This window comes from Neptuniibacter marinus (assembly GCF_965223595.1).
Lineage (GTDB): Bacteria > Pseudomonadota > Gammaproteobacteria > Pseudomonadales > Balneatricaceae > Neptuniibacter > Neptuniibacter marinus.
Genome location: NZ_OZ245004.1, coordinates 361,209 through 378,155, shown reverse-complemented (window position 1 = coordinate 378,155; position 16,947 = coordinate 361,209). Strand labels below are relative to the sequence as shown.

The 16,947-nt window shown below is 42.3% G+C and carries 15 protein-coding genes, 2 tRNA genes and 1 pseudogene; 11 read left to right on the top strand and 7 right to left on the bottom strand.

Features of this window, described 5'->3' with window-relative positions; translation table 11 throughout:
• Positions 1 to 44 precede the first annotated feature (44 nt).
• Positions 45 to 896, top strand: coding sequence for an SDR family oxidoreductase (locus ACOQOE_RS01750; protein ID WP_420554760.1), 852 nt, complete (start codon positions 45 to 47; stop codon positions 894 to 896).
• An 88-nt stretch (positions 897 to 984) separates the two neighbouring features.
• On the opposite strand, the gene ppk1 is transcribed toward ACOQOE_RS01750, so the two are convergent.
• Both ppk1 and hemB read right to left on the bottom strand, forming a co-directional pair.
• Entirely contained in the window at positions 985 to 3,189 is a 2,205-nt protein-coding gene (gene ppk1 / locus ACOQOE_RS01745; protein WP_231867994.1) for a polyphosphate kinase 1, read from the bottom strand.
• A 52-nt stretch (positions 3,190 to 3,241) separates the two neighbouring features.
• Positions 3,242 to 4,252 carry a porphobilinogen synthase gene (gene hemB, locus ACOQOE_RS01740; protein WP_067868802.1) on the bottom strand — a complete coding sequence of 337 codons (1,011 nt, stop codon included), beginning with the start codon at positions 4,250 to 4,252 and terminating at the stop codon, positions 3,242 to 3,244.
• A 199-nt stretch (positions 4,253 to 4,451) separates the two neighbouring features.
• Between hemB and elbB the strand changes: the two genes are divergently transcribed.
• The gene (gene elbB, locus ACOQOE_RS01735) at positions 4,452 to 5,105 is read left to right on the top strand and encodes an isoprenoid biosynthesis glyoxalase ElbB (protein ID WP_067868799.1); all 654 of its coding nucleotides are present in this window, start codon (positions 4,452 to 4,454) and stop codon (positions 5,103 to 5,105) included.
• Positions 5,106 to 5,159: 54 nt separating this feature from the next.
• Here the strand turns inward: elbB and ACOQOE_RS01730 are convergent, their stop codons facing one another.
• The 4 genes from ACOQOE_RS01730 to hisB all read right to left on the bottom strand — a co-directional run bounded on the left by ACOQOE_RS01730 (position 5,160) and on the right by hisB (position 7,900).
• The gene (locus ACOQOE_RS01730; RefSeq protein ID WP_067868789.1) at positions 5,160 to 5,642 is read right to left on the bottom strand and encodes a hypothetical protein; all 483 of its coding nucleotides are present in this window, start codon (positions 5,640 to 5,642) and stop codon (positions 5,160 to 5,162) included.
• A 243-nt stretch (positions 5,643 to 5,885) separates the two neighbouring features.
• On the bottom strand, positions 5,886 to 6,659 hold the full coding sequence (gene hisF, locus ACOQOE_RS01725; RefSeq protein ID WP_067868787.1) for an imidazole glycerol phosphate synthase subunit HisF: 774 nt from the start codon (positions 6,657 to 6,659) through the stop codon (positions 5,886 to 5,888).
• On the bottom strand, positions 6,659 to 7,303 hold the full coding sequence (gene hisH / locus ACOQOE_RS01720) for an imidazole glycerol phosphate synthase subunit HisH (protein ID WP_067868785.1): 645 nt from the start codon (positions 7,301 to 7,303) through the stop codon (positions 6,659 to 6,661). Before hisH ends, hisF begins: the two co-directional genes overlap by 1 nt.
• 3 nt (positions 7,304 to 7,306) lie before the next feature.
• Positions 7,307 to 7,900, bottom strand: a complete 594-nt coding sequence (gene hisB / locus ACOQOE_RS01715) for an imidazoleglycerol-phosphate dehydratase HisB (RefSeq protein ID WP_067868783.1) — start codon at positions 7,898 to 7,900, stop codon at positions 7,307 to 7,309.
• Positions 7,901 to 8,046: 146 nt separating this feature from the next.
• Here hisB and ACOQOE_RS01710 point away from each other — a divergent pair, with 146 nt between their 5' ends.
• The 8 genes and pseudogenes from ACOQOE_RS01710 (at position 8,047) to nhaA (ending at position 15,481) form a co-directional block, all read left to right on the top strand.
• Positions 8,047 to 8,952 carry a diguanylate cyclase gene (locus tag ACOQOE_RS01710; RefSeq protein ID WP_420554759.1) on the top strand — a complete coding sequence of 302 codons (906 nt, stop codon included), beginning with the start codon at positions 8,047 to 8,049 and terminating at the stop codon, positions 8,950 to 8,952.
• A 91-nt stretch (positions 8,953 to 9,043) separates the two neighbouring features.
• Positions 9,044 to 11,215: an AsmA family protein gene (locus ACOQOE_RS01705; protein WP_420554758.1), complete on the top strand. Its 2,172-nt coding sequence runs from the start codon at positions 9,044 to 9,046 to the stop codon at positions 11,213 to 11,215.
• 5 nt (positions 11,216 to 11,220) lie between these two features.
• Positions 11,221 to 12,300, top strand: coding sequence for an A/G-specific adenine glycosylase (gene mutY / locus ACOQOE_RS01700; RefSeq protein WP_420554757.1), 1,080 nt, complete (start codon positions 11,221 to 11,223; stop codon positions 12,298 to 12,300).
• Complete coding sequence (locus tag ACOQOE_RS01695; protein ID WP_067868771.1) at positions 12,297 to 12,569, top strand: oxidative damage protection protein; 273 nt, start codon at positions 12,297 to 12,299, stop codon at positions 12,567 to 12,569. The genes mutY and ACOQOE_RS01695 overlap by 4 nt, the downstream gene beginning before the upstream one ends.
• A 63-nt stretch (positions 12,570 to 12,632) precedes the next feature.
• A tRNA-Phe gene (locus ACOQOE_RS01690) sits at positions 12,633 to 12,708 on the top strand.
• Between the two features lie 62 nt (positions 12,709 to 12,770).
• Positions 12,771 to 12,846: transfer RNA gene (locus tag ACOQOE_RS01685), tRNA-Phe, on the top strand.
• A 320-nt stretch (positions 12,847 to 13,166) separates the two neighbouring features.
• Positions 13,167 to 13,484: pseudogene (locus ACOQOE_RS01680) on the top strand (glutathione binding-like protein); the annotation flags it as partial.
• Between the two features lie 599 nt (positions 13,485 to 14,083).
• Positions 14,084 to 15,481 (top strand): Na+/H+ antiporter NhaA, encoded by a 1,398-nt coding sequence (nhaA, locus tag ACOQOE_RS01675; protein WP_067868864.1) that lies wholly within the window; start codon positions 14,084 to 14,086, stop codon positions 15,479 to 15,481.
• Between the two features lie 235 nt (positions 15,482 to 15,716).
• Here the strand turns inward: nhaA and ACOQOE_RS01670 are convergent, their stop codons facing one another.
• On the bottom strand, positions 15,717 to 16,196 hold the full coding sequence (locus ACOQOE_RS01670) for a MarR family winged helix-turn-helix transcriptional regulator (RefSeq protein ID WP_420554756.1): 480 nt from the start codon (positions 16,194 to 16,196) through the stop codon (positions 15,717 to 15,719).
• 207 nt (positions 16,197 to 16,403) lie between these two features.
• Between ACOQOE_RS01670 and ectA the strand changes: the two genes are divergently transcribed.
• Positions 16,404 to 16,916, top strand: a complete 513-nt coding sequence (gene ectA, locus ACOQOE_RS01665) for a diaminobutyrate acetyltransferase (RefSeq protein WP_231867993.1) — start codon at positions 16,404 to 16,406, stop codon at positions 16,914 to 16,916.
• Positions 16,917 to 16,947 lie beyond the last annotated feature (31 nt).

Genomic DNA, 16,947 nt, shown 5'->3' with positions numbered 1-16,947 from the left:
GCGTTATCCTTTGCTATGATGCCATTTGGTTAATTGGAGGCCTTATGCAACTGAATACACAACAACACACTATTCTGATCGCAGGTTGTGGCGATGTAGGTTCAACCTTAGGTCAGTTATTAACTACTCAAGGAAAAAAAGTCATTGGCCTGAGACGTAATATAAACCAGCTTCCGCAAGGCATCCAAGGAATAAGCGCAGATCTATCACAATTTGATGATCTGAAAGCAAAGTTACAAGATATTCATTGCGATATTGTCGTTTATGCGGCCTCTGCACCTAGCTTTACCCCTGAAGATTATCAACAAACTTATGTAGATGGCCTAAAAAAAATTATTAACAGCCTAGACGCTCCACCTAAACATCTATTTTTTACCTCTAGCTCAGGTGTCTACCACCAAAATGATCACAGCTGGGTTGATGAACAAAGTCCTTGTTTACCTTCTACGTTTAGTGGGCAGATAATGTTAGAAGCGGAAGAAACAGCGTTAAGTACAGAATACCCAGCGACGGTGGTACGCTTTACTGGAATTTATGGACCGGGGCGTAATCACTTATTAAACAGGGTAAGCTGGGGAGATGCGGCTCCAAATTCCCCTATACAATTTACAAATAGAATTCATCGTGATGACTGTGCTGGCGTGCTTGCACACTTAATCACAAAAGCCTTAGCTGGCGAACCCTTGGAGACTATTTATCTCGCCACCGATGACACTCCGGCCACAATGTATGATGTAACCCATTGGATGGCTCAGCGACTCAATACCAAGATAACCTCTGAGTCTGCAACCCGACGAGCCGGTAGTAAACGTTGCAGCAACCGACGTTTAAAAGAGAGTGGCTACATCTTTAAATACCCCAACTATAAAGAAGGTTACACCGCTTTATTAAAATAGGGATAATTAAGATCACTTAAATCTGGTAAGAATAAAAAAGCCCAACACTTAGGTTGGGCTTGTTATTACTCTAAAACTACAGCTCTCTTTATCGAGCAAACTCTTCCAATAATGTCTGCTGTGCAGAGAAAACCTCTTCATTCTCACCTGGCTGATTTTGCAGATAACTACCATCTGCCTGCAATTCCCAGCTTTGACAGTTATCTTTCATATAGTAATCAAGTTCGCGTTTTAAGCGTTCTGCATGCTTGCCAAATACTTGGAAGCCGGTTTCCACACGATTAAGCATGTTACGCTCCATCCAATCGGCACTTGCACAGAATACTTCTGGTTTACCGTTATTACCAAAATAATAGACCCGAGTATGTTCAAGGAATCGTCCAATAATGGAACGTACATGAATATTATCGGATAAGCCTTCGATGCCCGGACGTAAGCGACACATACCACGAATAATTAGATCAACTTTAACACCCGCAGCCGAGGCTTCATAAAGCGCTCGAATCATTTTAGGCTCAGTTAAGCCGTTAACTTTAACCATAATATGACCTGGCTTTCCTGATTTAGCTAAACGGGCTTCATTACGAATCAGCTCGATCATTTTTGCATGCAATGTAAAGGGTGCGTTATACAGTTTTTTAAGCTTCTGTATCTTACCCATACCCGTTAGCTGCTGAAAGACTTTATGTACGTCTTCACCCACCTCTTGATCGGCAGTTAAATAACTATAATCGGTATAAAGGCGAGCTGTTCCCGAGTGATAATTACCTGTACCTAAATGGGAGTAACGTACTAGCTTTTGTCCCTCTTCACGGATAATAAGCACCGCTTTCGCATGGCACTTGTAACCCACTACACCGTACACAACGAGACAGCCGGCTTCTTGCAGGCGTGCCGCTAAATGCAGATTACTCTCCTCATCAAAGCGAGCTCTCAACTCGATTACAACTGTCACCTCTTTACCTGACCGAGCAGCTTCAACTAGAGCATTAACAATATCGGATTTAACACCCGTACGGTAAAGCGTTTGTTTGATAGCAACAACATCTGAATCTTTAGCCGCTTGACGTAGTAAATCGACCACTGGCGTAAACGATTGGAATGGGTGCATTAACAGTTGGTCGCCAGATTTCAATGCATCAAAAACATTATCACCTTTAAGTTTACCAGGCACACCCGGTGAGAATGGCTTCCAACGAAGGTCATTACGCTCAACTAAATCTCGAACAGCCATTAGACGCGTCAGGTTCACCGGGCCATTAACACGGTAGGTCTGAGACTCATCAAGCTTGTATTCTTTTTGCAGAAACTCAATTAATTTTTCTGGTGTACGCTGATCAACCTCTAGTCGTACAGCATCACCATATTTACGCGAATGAAGTTCACCACGTAAGGTGTTTGCTAGATCTTCCACCTCTTCTATATCAAATGACATATCAGCATTTCGGGTGATACGGAACTGAAAACAGCCTTCGACTTTCATACCAGGAAACAGCTCATCTGCGAATTCATGGATAATAGAAGACAGGAAGATCAGGTTATCCCCACCATCACACAACTCATCAGGCAGGCGAATTAAGCGCGGCAGGGAACGAGGCGCAGGAATAATAGCCATGCCCGTTTCACGACCAAAGGCATCTTTTCCATCAAGCTCAACGATAAAGTTTAGGCTTTTATTAACAAGACGAGGAAATGGGTGTGATGGATCAAGTCCTACGGGACTAATCACCGGTACCACTTTCTCTTGGAAATAGGCTTCAACCCAAGCCCGTTGCTCTTTTGTCCATAGGTGACGACGGATAAAATGGATATTCTCCTTTTCCATCTCCAAAAAGAGCATATCGTTTAAAATTCGATATTGACGATCAACAACCAAATGACAGATATCACTAATACGATCTAACACTGTATTAGGGTGCATCGCATCAGGCCCTACTGCTTCTCGGCCATATTTCAGCTGTTTCATCTGCTCAGCAACACGAATCTCAAAAAATTCATCAAGGTTGCTAGAGAAGATTAACAGAAACATCAAACGTTCAAGCAGAGGGTGCTGTTCATCCAGCGCCTGTTCGAGCACTCGAATATTAAATTGAAGATGGCTAAGTTCGCGGTTGATATATAGTTCTGGCGCTTTTAGGTCTACCGGTGTTTCCTCAACCTCTTGCTCTGTAATCGCTACATTTTCACGGCTTTCAAGCAGTGCGGCCGCAGCTTCACTGTGCTCAAACGCAGCAGCAACCTCACTTTGTGTTAGCGCAGCTTCTGCTTTTTTTTGTCCAACTGTATCAACCATACAAACTCAGCCTATTTCCTAGATCAGTGCGCCCCAAGATATATTGGGACAACTATTCATTTAATAACTGCGCGACACGCTTAGCAAAATATGTCAACACACCATCAGCCCCAGCCCGCTTAAATGCGACCAGCGACTCCAACATCACACTACGCTCATCCAACCAACCATTTTGAAAGGCCGCCATATGCATAGCGTATTCACCACTGACCTGATAAGCATAGGTAGGGGCTTTTAATTCATCTTTTACGCGACGGACAATATCTAAATATGGCATCCCTGGTTTAACCATGACCATATCTGCGCCTTCAGCTAAATCCAATGCAACTTCATGCAAAGCTTCGTCACTGTTCGCGGGGTCCATTTGATAACTAAACTTATTACCTTTACCAATATTTCCAGCAGAACCAACTGCATCGCGGAAAGGGCCATAGTAAGTACTCGCATACTTAGCAGAATAGGCCATAATAAGGGTATTAACAAAACCCTCACTTTCTAGCTCATCACGAATCGCACCTATACGACCATCCATCATATCGCTAGGAGCAATAACATCAGCCCCCGCTTCTGCATGGGAAGCTGCTTGTTTAATGAGTGTATCAACGGTACGGTCATTTAAAACATAACCGGTTTCATCGATAATGCCGTCCTGTCCATGGGTGGTAAATGGATCTAATGCCACATCCGTCATAATGCCCATTTCAGGGCAAGCATCCTTAATCGCTTTAACCGCTCGCTGCGCAAGCCCATCGGGATTGTAAGCTTCTTCGGCGAACTCAGTTTTTACATCTAAAGGCGTTACCGGAAATAACGCCATCGCAGGCACACCGAGCGACTCAAGCGCTTTAGCTTCTTTTACCAACAAATCAATACTCATGCGTTCCACGCCCGGCATTGAAGCCACTTGCTCTGTTTCGTTCTCCCCCTCAATCACAAAAACGGGATAGATAAGGTCATCTGGAGTCAAAACATTTTCACGCATAAGGCGACGCGAAAAATTACTCGCACGCATACGACGCATACGGGTTTCTGGAAAAAAACGTTGGCTGTTATTAAAGGACACGACAACTCCCTTCTAATATGTATAGGTGAATTGGACATAAAAAAGATGACAAGCATATGACATCAGGACTTAAAACTGAGTTTAAACCTATTTTTCGGTCATTCTTTATCATAATAGTAATAAAATAGATCTTATCTTAATCTCTACCCAAAAGGGTATGACCGAACTCATATGATGCAAAGTTAAAGGACTTAAAGTTATGAAAAAAATCGCTGTGATTTTATCAGGCTGTGGTGTTTACGATGGTTCTGAAATTTATGAATCAGTACTCACTCTATTAGAAGTTGCAAAAAATGGGGCTGAATATCAATGTATGGCTCCTAATATTGATCAGTTACATACTATCAACCACATGACAGGTGAAGTGACCGAAGGTGACACGCGCAACGTTTTAATAGAGGCCGCGCGTTTAGCTCGCGGAGACATTATCGACTTAGCGATGGCCAAAGCTGCAGATTATGATGCTTTAATCATCCCAGGTGGATTTGGTGCAGCTAAAAACTTATCAGATTTCGCCATCAACGGTTCTAATTGCCAAGTGAATAGCGACGTTGCCGCATTCACTCAGGCAATGCATAAAGCAGGCAAGCCGGTAGGTTTAATCTGTATAACGCCAGCGATTAGCCCACTGCTATTCGGAAATACCGTTAAATTCACCCTAGGGAATGATATAGACACAATTAATGCTGCAGAAACGATGGGAGGCACTCATATCAACTGCGCAGTTGACGATATTGTGGTCGATGAAGCCCTAAACGTCGTAACAACCCCCGCTTATATGCTTGCAGGCTCAATTACAGAAGCAGCGACAGGTATCGAAAAGCTGGTGAAGAAAGTTCTTCTACTTGCCTAACGACGTAAGGACATAAAAACCCTTCCCTCTGTCTCGGGAAGGGAAAGAACGCTATTATTTAGGTGTTTTTTGGCAGGGAAATTCTGATTTAAGGCCGGTAAAAATAGAATTTTTAAGTGCTATCGCATCATCATCTCTATCAGAAAGATAAGGTGCTAATTGCTCAATCACATCCGCCCTAGCTTTTGAACTCGGCACACAAAAATGAAGGTAGCTATCATCCGAACCTCGATCACCCAATCGCGTACGTAATGCCCGCTCCATAAAGCCACTTTTTTCCGCCTGTTTTAGTTCGTCAGCGTTGTTCTTATCTGTAATTAACGCACCATCTAAAAACCCGCTGATATAGGTCGCACAAGCAAGCGCTTCTGCTGAAGCTGAATTTTTATGTAACAGATGACAAGAATTTAACAGTTCGCCTTCATGCATCTGAAGTAAAGCAGCAGAAGCTGAAAAGGAGGTAAGACCAATAGCGATCGCTAAACAAAGCTGAGCCTTAGCGCGACTATAAAGACGTTTATTGTTTTTAGTGTTCATGCCGGACCTCTATGAAAATAACATGTCATAGTACTTTAGCCTCTATCAACAAGTATCATCAATAAAACAATCGTATATTATTAATAATAAGAATTGATTTAGTTCAACAGTTACATAAATCATAACGAATAAGCCCCAGATCCTGAGTAAAGCTGAATCAGGAAATGGCCAATCACCCTTACCGCAGACAATAAAAAAGCCCCTTTCGGAGCTTTACTTATCAAGTAGCCTAGGAAAACATTTTTAAAGGCGAACCTCTATACCATTTTTACGCATATGCTCTTTTGCTTGAGGAATAGAGTACTCATTAAAATGAAAAATTGAAGCCGCTAAAACGGCATCCGCTTTTCCTTCAATACAGCCTTCAACAAGATGATCTAAATTACCAACACCACCAGAAGCAATAATCGGCACATTTACCGCTTCACTGATTGCACGCGTGACCTCAAGATCATAGCCATTTTTCACCCCATCCTGATCCATAGAGGTTAGCAATATCTCGCCAGCACCTAAATCAACCATTTTTTGCGCCCATTCGACCGCATCAATGCCTGTAGGTTTTCGCCCACCATGGGTAAAAATCTCCCAACGGTTCTCTTCACCCTCGTTAGAAACTTTCTTGGCATCAATTGCGACCACAATACACTGAGAACCAAAGCGGTCGGCGGCTTCTTTTACAAATTCAGGATTAAATACTGCAGCAGAGTTAATCGAGACTTTATCTGCTCCTGCATTAAGCATAGTGCGTATATCATCGCAGGTACGAATACCGCCGCCAACAGTCAGCGGGATAAACACTTGAGAAGCCATACGTTCCACCGTATGAACCATAGTGTCACGACCTTCGTGAGTTGCAGTGATATCAAGAAAAGTGATCTCATCAGCCCCCTGTTCATCATAGCGTTTAGCTACTTCCACAGGATCCCCTGCATCACGAATATCGACAAACTGAACACCCTTAACAACGCGACCGTTTTCTACGTCTAAGCAGGGAATAATGCGTTTTGCTAATGCCATTAGATTTTACCGTCCCAGTTAAGGAAGTTCTTCAACAATTGCAGCCCCGCTTTTGAGCTTTTTTCTGGGTGGAACTGCACGGCAAAAGCATTACCCCTCGCCAACGCCACATCAAACTGCTTACCATAATGACAAACACCCGCCACAAGATCGCGGCGCTTTGCTTCCACATAATAGCTGTGGACAAAATAGAAGCGGCTGCCATCAGCTATATCAGCCCACAACGGATGGTCACCTAACTGAGAAACCTCATTCCAGCCCATATGTGGTACTTTTAGGCGCTGGCCATTTTCTTCTAAGTTATCACCAAAGTATTTCACATTTCCGTCGAACTGCGACAAGCATTCAACACCACCATTCTCTTCGGAATGCTTCATCAGCGCCTGCATACCGACACAAATACCTAAAAACGGTTTACCCGATTCAATAGCCTCTGTGACTTCTTTATCAACCCCAAGACGCAACATCTCAGCAACGCAATCACGAATAGCACCCACTCCGGGTAAAATAACTCGATCAGCACTAGCCACCAGCGCTGGATCCGCCGTTACTCGAACCTCAACACCCGGCTCAACAGACTCCAACGCTTTGGCAACTGAGTGTAAGTTGCCCATTCCATAGTCGATTACAGCTACGCTCGACATAGTTTATAAGCACCCTTTTGTAGAAGGCATGACATTAGCCGCACGCGCATCTATCTCTAATGCATAACGTAGCGCACGACCGAAAGCTTTGAAAATCGTTTCTGCTTGATGATGAGCATTAAAACCTTTCAAGTTATCCACATGCAGCGTAACACCCGCATGATTTACAAAACCTTGGAAGAACTCCCAGAACAGCTGAGTATCAAAACGCCCTATATTTCCACGGGTAAAATCAACCTTCATCTCTAAACCTGGACGGCCGGAAAAGTCGATAACGACACGCGACAAGGCCTCATCCAGCGGGCAATAAGCATGGCCATAACGCATAATGCCTTTACGATCACCTACCGCTTCTTTAAACGCTTGACCTAAGGTAATCCCTATATCTTCTACGGTGTGGTGATCATCAATGTGGTTATCACCCTTCGCCTGGATATCCAGATCAATCAGGCCATGACGGGAGATCTGCTCCATCATATGCTCTAAAAAAGGCACACCGGTATCTGCCTTAAATTGGCCAGTACCATCAATATTTACGGACACAGTAATTTGTGTCTCTAAAGTGTTTCGGCTTACCTTGGCTGTGCGTTCCGCCATGGTTATCTCCCGCTAGTATTATCAGAGCAGCAATTATACAACCATAGTCATCTCCATGCACCGTTACATCAGCATTCGTTTCAAGCAAAAGTTGCATAGATGAACTATCTTGAAAGGAGAGCAAATAAGCTAGGCACATAATTCAGATGGATGATACAAAGCTACATCAACTTTTGCGGGACAATAATAAAGCGCTACTCTTAGTGATAGACGCTTTACCTTTTCCTATCTATTACAAAGATATTCATGGCAGATACCTTGGTTGCAATAAAGCCTATACCGAATATGCTGGGGTCGAAAGGGAAGTTATTATTGGCAAAACCGCTTATCAACTGTTTGCCCCAGAGGTTGCAGATGTTTTTACCATCTTAGATAAACAGTTGATCAATGAACCGGGTGTTCAGATTAATGAAACACCTATTCATCGTTCCGATAAAGATAGCAGCTATGTCAAACTGCACAAGGCAACCTTTTGTGATGAGACGGGAGCTGTTGCCGGCTTAATTGGTGCAATTATTGATATTACTGAACAGAAGAACCTAGAAAACAAGTTCCAACGCTTAGCTTCCTATGACGATCTAACCAGTATCTATAATCGCAGAGAAGGGACCAAACAGTTAATAAACCTTTGCACAGATGCGATACGAAAAAAGCGACCACTATCCCTTATCATATTAGACCTAGACAACTTCAAGAGTATTAATGACACTTATGGTCACGGTTCAGGTGATGTGGTTTTAAAAATGGCTGCTCAAACGCTTGAACACAATTCACGAACCAGCGATATCATCTGCCGTTATGGCGGTGAAGAGTTTTTAATCATACTTCCAGAAACTACAGCAGCTGGAGCTATTAATATCGCCGAGCGCTATAGATTGCTACTTGAACAATTAAACGTCCAAATCACCAGCAGTGATAGCTTAACCATTACAGCAAGTATGGGTATCGGCGAGTTGGATTTAAACTTCCCAGATCAAGAGCTAATGCTAAAACAAGCCGACAAAGCTCTCTATAAAGCTAAGGAAAATGGCAAAAACCAAGTCTGCTATTAAAATTTATTCATCCCCTCTTAAGCGTAAAAGATTGAAACTTCACTAATACTGTTTATCCTCACAGATCAAACCCCTAGCCAAGGAGAGAATAATGAAAGGTTTGCTGAAACTTGTTGCCGGATTAGGCGTACTGGTGGTTGTATTGATTGTCGCCGGTGGTGCTATTCTCGGCGCGTTTTTCGACCCAAATGAATATAAGCCTGAAATTGAAAAAGCAGCGTTAAAAGAAGGCGGCATTGAGCTTAAGATCAATGGCGATATAGGCTGGTCAGTTTTTCCTTGGCTTGGGCTAGAAGTTAATAAAATTGATGTTAAGTTTCCAGGTAAAAACGATCTGGCTAGCTTAAACAAGGCACAGTTAGCGGTTCGTATTCCCGCACTGATCTCAGGTAAGGTTGAGATGAAGAGCATCGTTGTCGATGGACTTCAGCTAAACCTTGTTAAAGAGAAAGATGGTTCAACAAACTGGCTCGCAGAGGTTAGCAGTACAGTCTCTAGTGAAGGTGAGACAAGTACAAAAACTGAAGTCAGCACGGAAAAGTCATCATCTCCAGCGATTGCTCTTAATATAGAGAGTATCCAAATAAGCAACGGTAATATTAACTATTTAGATAAAAGCACAGAGACTCAAGCACTGCTAAGTGATTTTAATATGAGTTCTGGCCAAGTCGTTACTAATGCCTTTTTCCCTGCAGAGTTACGTTTCAATGCAACGCAACTAGTCAAAGGTGAAGAACAGGTAAAAGCTGCGGCTAATCTATCTGCTGAGTTTTTCTTAGATCTTGATAACCAGCTTTACAAAATTAAAGGCCTAGATAGTAAGTTTACTTTATCGGGCAAACCTTTAGCGGGTAAAAGCTTAGAGATCACAAGCACAGCAAACATAGAAGCTAATTTAGCAACACAACAGCTAACCCTAGCTGACCTAACCCTTTCCTTAGCAAATCTAAAGGCTACAGGTAATTTAGCGGTAAGTAGCTTCGCGGCACCGATTATCACAGGTAAACTATCTGTAGCATCCTTTGATCTCAATAAATTATTGACCGCTATAGGACAAGCCGAGATTGAAACTACAGATTCTGATGCTCTCTCAGCAATTAGCTTCAATACAGAGCTGGCAGGTCCCGCCAACACTGTAACAGCTAAAACATTGAACCTGACCTTGGATGACACTAAGTTCAGTGGTTCAGCAGCTTTTAACTTAGCGAACAGCAACATCAGCCTGAATATTCAAGGAGACAAACTAGATGCTGATCGCTACATGCCACCAGCAACAGATAAAAAAGCATCAGACGCCTCTACAGCGGAAAAAAGTGCTTCAACAACGGCTAATACCGGCTATTCAAAAGATGAAATATTACCCATCGATACTCTCCGCTCATTAGCTCTCGACCTTAGCGTTGGCTTAAAATCATTGCATGTCGCAAACCTCGATGTAAGTAATATTTTAGTAAAAGTAAGTGCTCATAATGGGTTAATAAAAGCGAGCAAAATTGATGCGGATCTGTACAAAGGTAGCGTTAGAAATAATGTGACTCTTGATGTGCGCAACAACACTCCGGTCATTACTTCACAGAAATCTATCTCAGGTATCCAGATCGGTGAGATGCTCAAAGCACTAGCGGATGTAGATCAGCTTACCGGTTCATTAAATTCTAAATCCAATTTAACCTTACGCGGTAACTCTGTATTTGATTTTGTTAACAGCGTTACAGGTACAGCAGACGTCAACATGAAAGATGGCGAACTGCACGGTATCGATATGGCCCAAACGGTTTGTCAGGGCCTTAACAATATAAGCTCTCTCGGCGTAAACACTCAGGAAGTGGATAAATCCACTCCGTTTGCCAATATGGGTGCATCCGCCAATATTAAAAATGGTGTCATTAATAACCAAGACTTAAAAGCCGCTCTGGATGCGATGAGCTTAAGCGGCAAAGGCACAGTAAACCTACCTAAACAGCTTCTTGATTACCGTTTAGGCTTTATGGTCGAAAAGAATCTATTTAAGGAAACCTGCTCCTTCCCTGACAAACTTGAAGGCGTAGAGATTCCAGTCGATTGTAAAGGTAGCTTTGATAGCGATCCGGTAAAACTGTGTAAACCTGATTTCAGCTTTATTAGCGATGCGCTAAAAAATCAGGTAAAGGAAAAAGTTGAGGCTCAAAAAGCAGAAGTGAAAGAAAAAGTTGATGCCAAAAAGGAAGAAGCCAAAGAGAAACTTAAAGATAAGCTTGATAGCAAACTTAAAGGGCTCTTCTAAATATAATGCTCTCTGAGAACTTCTCAAGCGCCGTGCTGGACTGGTTTGACCAGCACGGCCGCCATGACCTTCCATGGCAGCAAAACAAAGACGCTTACCACACTTGGATCTCGGAGATAATGCTTCAACAGACCCAAGTCACTACAGTTATTCCATACTACCAGCGCTTTATTAAACGCTTTCCTACTGTAGGCTCTTTAGCTAAAGCTGAGCAAGATAAAGTACTCCACTTATGGACAGGCTTAGGCTATTACGCCCGTGCCCGCAATCTTCATAAAACGGCCCAAATAGTCGCCAATGAACTCAACGGACAGTTCCCCGAAACCGTTCTTGAACTAGAAGCACTACCTGGAATAGGCCGCTCTACTGCTGGTGCTATATTATCGATCAGCACGGGCAAGTGGGCCCCCATTCTTGATGGCAATGTTAAAAGAGTACTCGCGCGTTTCTATGCAATAGAAGGCTGGCCAGGTACAACCGCAAACCAGAAAACCTTGTGGCAATATGCAGAACAAAATACGCCTCAAGAACGAGTAGCAGACTACACCCAAGCGATGATGGACTTAGGTGCCACCCTTTGTACTCGAAGCAAACCTAGCTGCTTACTCTGCCCACTACAACAAGGGTGCAAAGCATGGGAGCTAGGTAAAACCGATCAATTGCCTACACCTAAGCCGAAAAAGACCCTGCCAATTAAACAAACTTATATGTTGATCCTGCAACAACATAAAGAAGATGAAGTACTACTTTATCAGCGCCCACCTAGTGGTTTATGGGGCGGCTTATGGAGTTTTCCACAAGTGGCTGATCTTAGAGATACTTTCAATGAAACAGGCTTAGAGCTAGACCAGGCGTCGATTCAAACCTTAGCTCCAATCCGCCATACTTTTAGTCACTTCCATTTAGATATCACACCGGTACAAGCACAAATAAATACCCCTACAGACTGTGTCATGGAAGGAAAACCTATGCTCTGGTATAACATACAGCAACCAGACAATGTTGGCTTAGCTGCACCAGTTAAAAAACTACTGGAATCACTCGCCAACTCACCCAGAATTGAACGCTTTCGGAGTTACAAATGAGCCGTACTGTTTTATGTCGAAAATACAAAGAGGAACTTGAGGGGCTAGACCGTCCTCCTTATCCTGGTTCGAAAGGCCAAGATATTTATGACAACGTATCCAAAAAAGCATGGAAAGAGTGGACCGACCACCAAACCATGATTATTAACGAAAAACATTTGAGCTTAATGGACCCGTCAACCCGTGAATATCTACAATCCGAGATGGAAAAATTCATGACGGGCGGTGACTACGAGAAGGCCGAAGGCTATGTGCCTCCTTCGAAATAGTTTTTTTCTAACAAGTGGTTGACAGTTTTACGTGAAGACGGTTTAATACGCGCCACTTGAGTAGCCCAGATAGCTCAGTCGGTAGAGCAGAGGATTGAAAATCCTCGTGTCGGCGGTTCGATTCCGTCTCTGGGCACCACTTACATAGAAGGCTTGCATATTAAATCGCAGGCCTTTTTTGTCTCTGGATCGACTCATCATGCCCAGATAGCTCAGTCGGTAGAGCAGAGGATTGAAAATCCTCGTGTCGGCGGTTCGATTCCGTCTCTGGGCACCACTTCTTAAATTCCCTTACAACTCATTTCTAGCTCACTCACCTTTTCTGCATCTCTAAAAAATCTGCATCTCTAAAAAACGTGCTATCCAGCTCACTTAATACATACCCTTCTTTAACTACCAAATATGACTAGATCCTACTAAAGCACCTATAAATACGTTTTAAATCTTATGCATAAATCGAGTATGTAGTCTATTCGCCAATACAGAAGATCACTTCACGCACAGCATATTTCTCTATATGGGCTGTATTACTTGATCTTAAATTAAATTGATTTTGAACAACCATTTAAAAGAGGTTAGGCTACCAAAAAAACAACCGCTCAAAAAAATGCAGCGAAATTAACGCCACTACAGGTGCTTGATAAGCAACTAAAAAATGCTGAGTTTATCGTGGACAATAGCTACACCATTGTTGATATGGCTGCGCGGGGCTGGATCGATAAATTTATCCCTATACTCGGTGACGATGCCTTAAAGCAATACCCCAACCTTAATCGCTGGTTTTATGCCATTAATAGTCGACCCTCCGTGACACAGGCAAGAGAAATCCACACGAATTCAGAGTTTAAATCAGTATTAGATGATGAAGCACGGAAAGCACGGAAAGCACTTTATCCACAAAATTACGATGCATAAAACTCCAACCTAAAAGACATAGAAAGGGGTTTGTCCGCAAGCGCCTTTCAACCTGCTCACACCACAAAAAAACTTTAAATACACATAGTTATTTTAAAATCCAATTCCCCAAACAGTTACCTAACCTCTGATTTACCTTTGGTTAAACTATCTTTTCACCTTTAAATCGGCCACCGCCGTATAAAAAAGCAATCCGATTGGTAATATGCAAAAAACAAATCGAAATTAATGACAAATGCAGATAAAAAATATTTGCCATCAAGTATTTTCATCACAAGCTGTGGAGTATAGATTTACCCTTAAGAGAGCAATAAGTAACTCTCTATTTTTGAAGAAGAATTATCAAAAGTAGTCTAAACTGATCTGCATAATTTATTAAGCACTTCAGACTTTAATCTGTACAGCTTAGTTTAGCTTTTTCATTTGTATTTATTTATCCAAGAACACAGTATCTTAAACAAGAGTTCGCTATGTAGATCTGTAGTTATAAATAGAAATTACAGTATTATGAGTGTTATACGACTTGAATATTAACCCTATCAACGAACAATAACGTTGAAGGGCTTAATATCAAAATGGTTATTAAGCGGGAGAGTAAGATGAAGCAGAAACGTCGACTTTTGGGAAAGGAATATATTGCACCTTGGGAACGTGCTTTTGATAAGGTTTTATCCCCATTAGAAGAGTTCATCCATCGACAAACAACCAGTGGTGTCTTATTGATGCTCTGTGCGGTAATTGCTTTGATTATTGCCAATAGCCAGTTTGGAGATATGTACCACCATTTATTCACAACCCATTTAATCATTGGCCTAGAAAATTTCCAACTTTCTAAGTCATTGCATCATTGGATTAATGATGGCTTGATGGCCATCTTTTTTCTTATTGTAGGCTTAGAATTAAAACGGGAACTACTGGTTGGCGAATTAGCCAATGTAAAACAGGCTCTACTCCCTATTATTGCGGCAGTAGGAGGCATGTTAGTACCTGCATTAATCTACGTTATTATTAATCCAACAGGGCACGTTAGTGATGGTTGGGGCATTCCAATGGCAACTGATATTGCTTTCGCATTAGGAGCATTAGCCTTACTTGGAAACCGCGTTCCCCAAAGTCTACTTATGTTCTTGGTTGCCTTGGCAATCGTAGATGACTTAGGTGCCGTTATCGTCATCGCTCTTTTCTATACCGACACCTTGAATATGATGGCGCTAGCACTCGTAGGATTCTTTATATTCACACTTATCGCTTTAAACTTAGCGGGAGTACGCAGGCTATCGCCCTACCTATTGATAGGTGTACTCCTTTGGATTGCCATGCTAAAGAGCGGAATTCATGCAACACTTGCCGGTGTTATTCTCGCGTTTATCATCCCAATGAAACCCAAATACGACCCCAAGCGCTTTTTATCGCTTATAAATGGTGGCGTGCAAAAAATTAAAGATGCTTACAAGCAAGATGAGAACATCATTGTCAACGATGCGCTTCGCTCAAGAGTTCGCGCGTTAGGAGATGGTGTCAACTTAGTGCAAGCACCTGCTCAAATTCTAGAAAACAAACTGCACCTATTAACCGCTTATATAGTGATCCCTATCTTCGCGTTAGCTAATGCTGGAGTTCCGATTGATTGGTCAAATATTGGCGGAATCATTGTCCATCCCGTTGCAATGGGTATTGGTGCTGGCTTAGTTGCAGGTAAATTAATCGGTATAGCCGGTTTCACATGGGTTGCAGTCAAGCTCGGCGTCTGCAACCTTCCTAAAGGCCTCAATATGCATCACATTATTGGTGTCGCATTTATGGGGGGGATCGGCTTCACAATGTCGATATTTATTGCAGAATTAGGTTTTGCCGACTACCCGGAAGATTTATTAATGGCCAAAACAGGCATTTTATTCGCCTCTCTTTCTGCGGGTGTAACGGGGTTTATTTGGTTGTACCTGACAACGAAGAAAACAGCCCCGACAGAAGAGCACACTCCAACTTCAGCCGCCTAACAACAGTTTAGCTACCTGATAAGTTAGCCCCGAAGGTCACAACCTAATCTTCGGGGCTTATTTTTTTGCGTCGCACAAACGATCTGTTTTAGCAGTATAAAAGCTATAGCTAAAGAACAAAGCGGTGCTAAAAAAAGCGACAGGAATCGGGATCGCAGAAGAAGTAAAAAAGATTGTAAAGCAAGATGGATTGAGTCTAATAGACTCAACCCTAAGTAACAGAGTGCAGACTTAGTTAGTTCATTCCTCTATCAAGCTGACCTATACCAAGCACAGGTGCAGCATCAAGATGTTGCGCATCAAGCATAAAAGCAACTCGCTCTAAAGCAGCCACAACCATTGATTGTTCCCACTGTTGCATATCATCAAAACGGCGGGAAAAAATATCTTGTTGAGTGGTTGGCGCACCCTTCATTAAATCCAACCCTTGCTCGGTTAAATTAATCCAAACTTTGCGTTTATCCTCCACCCCCCTCTCACGGGAGACAAGGCCCCTTTTCTCTAAACGATCCAAGATACTTGTAACCGTTGCTTGGGTAAGGGAGATCTCCTTGGCTAATTCACCTGTAGTGATAGGCGACATCTGACGCAGGGTTTGCATTACCATCAATTGCGGAAGAGTCAACCCCGTACTACGGCTAATCTCTTTTTCCTGCATATCGGTTACTCTAATAATTTGGCGCAACAAAACTAACGCCTCTTGACTCTTTTCCATCTATCAAAAGCACTCATCAAATTTTGCAAAAATAGTACAGTCAAAAGTATATACGAGACAATTTACTTCGTAAAACTAAATATATAAATCATAGAAACTCGCCAAAAAACACATAAAATCAGTAATATTCTGGGATATTAGTGAATAATTCTTGAAAAAATGCTTTAAAATGTTTAGTATTACTAAACATTAGCAAGGCTAATCGATATGAATACTATGGATAAAATCACATACAGAAAACCCCAAATAGCTGATGGACAGGATGTACATCAACTTATAAAGCGCTGCCCTCCTCTAGATCAAAATTCCCTTTATTGTAATTTGATCCAGTGCAGGGACTTTTCAAATACTTCTATTATTGCTGAAACATCTAGCAATAAGATTGTCGGATTTATTTCTGGATACATTCCCCAAAATCGCCCAGAAACCTTATTCATCTGGCAGGTCGCATTAGATAAAGAGTTCAGAGGCAAAGGCATTGCACAAAAAATGCTCGCCCAATTATTTAGTCGCAATCCTGGCATTCGTTACCTTGAGACCACAATCTCACCAAGTAACTCTGCTTCTAAACAGCTATTTGAACGCTTCTTTAACGACCATCTAATGGACGTTGACAGTAAGACCTTATTCAAAAGCGGTGTGCACTTAGATAAAGATCATGAAGATGAAGTACTTTATCTAGCAGGCCCCGCTAAATCATTTGATCCTCTTACCGCTTAGAAAATAGCGTTAAAGAGTGTTACAAAAAGTT

Excerpts from the sequence above, each read along its gene's own strand:
- ACOQOE_RS01750 (WP_420554760.1), top strand. The coding sequence starts at position 45 with ATGCAACTGAATACACAACAACACACTATTCTGATCGCAGGTTGTGGC.
- ppk1 (WP_231867994.1), bottom strand. The coding sequence starts at position 3,189 with ATGGTTGATACAGTTGGACAAAAAAAAGCAGAAGCTGCGCTAACACAA.
- elbB (WP_067868799.1), top strand. The coding sequence starts at position 4,452 with ATGAAAAAAATCGCTGTGATTTTATCAGGCTGTGGTGTTTACGATGGT.
- ACOQOE_RS01730 (WP_067868789.1), bottom strand. The coding sequence starts at position 5,642 with ATGAACACTAAAAACAATAAACGTCTTTATAGTCGCGCTAAGGCTCAG.
- hisF (WP_067868787.1), bottom strand. The coding sequence starts at position 6,659 with ATGGCATTAGCAAAACGCATTATTCCCTGCTTAGACGTAGAAAACGGT.
- hisH (WP_067868785.1), bottom strand. The coding sequence starts at position 7,303 with ATGTCGAGCGTAGCTGTAATCGACTATGGAATGGGCAACTTACACTCA.
- hisB (WP_067868783.1), bottom strand. The coding sequence starts at position 7,900 with ATGGCGGAACGCACAGCCAAGGTAAGCCGAAACACTTTAGAGACACAA.
- ACOQOE_RS01710 (WP_420554759.1), top strand. The coding sequence starts at position 8,047 with ATGGATGATACAAAGCTACATCAACTTTTGCGGGACAATAATAAAGCG.
- ACOQOE_RS01705 (WP_420554758.1), top strand. The coding sequence starts at position 9,044 with ATGAAAGGTTTGCTGAAACTTGTTGCCGGATTAGGCGTACTGGTGGTT.
- mutY (WP_420554757.1), top strand. The coding sequence starts at position 11,221 with ATGCTCTCTGAGAACTTCTCAAGCGCCGTGCTGGACTGGTTTGACCAG.
- ACOQOE_RS01695 (WP_067868771.1), top strand. The coding sequence starts at position 12,297 with ATGAGCCGTACTGTTTTATGTCGAAAATACAAAGAGGAACTTGAGGGG.
- nhaA (WP_067868864.1), top strand. The coding sequence starts at position 14,084 with ATGAAGCAGAAACGTCGACTTTTGGGAAAGGAATATATTGCACCTTGG.
- ACOQOE_RS01670 (WP_420554756.1), bottom strand. The coding sequence starts at position 16,196 with ATGGAAAAGAGTCAAGAGGCGTTAGTTTTGTTGCGCCAAATTATTAGA.
- ectA (WP_231867993.1), top strand. The coding sequence starts at position 16,404 with ATGAATACTATGGATAAAATCACATACAGAAAACCCCAAATAGCTGAT.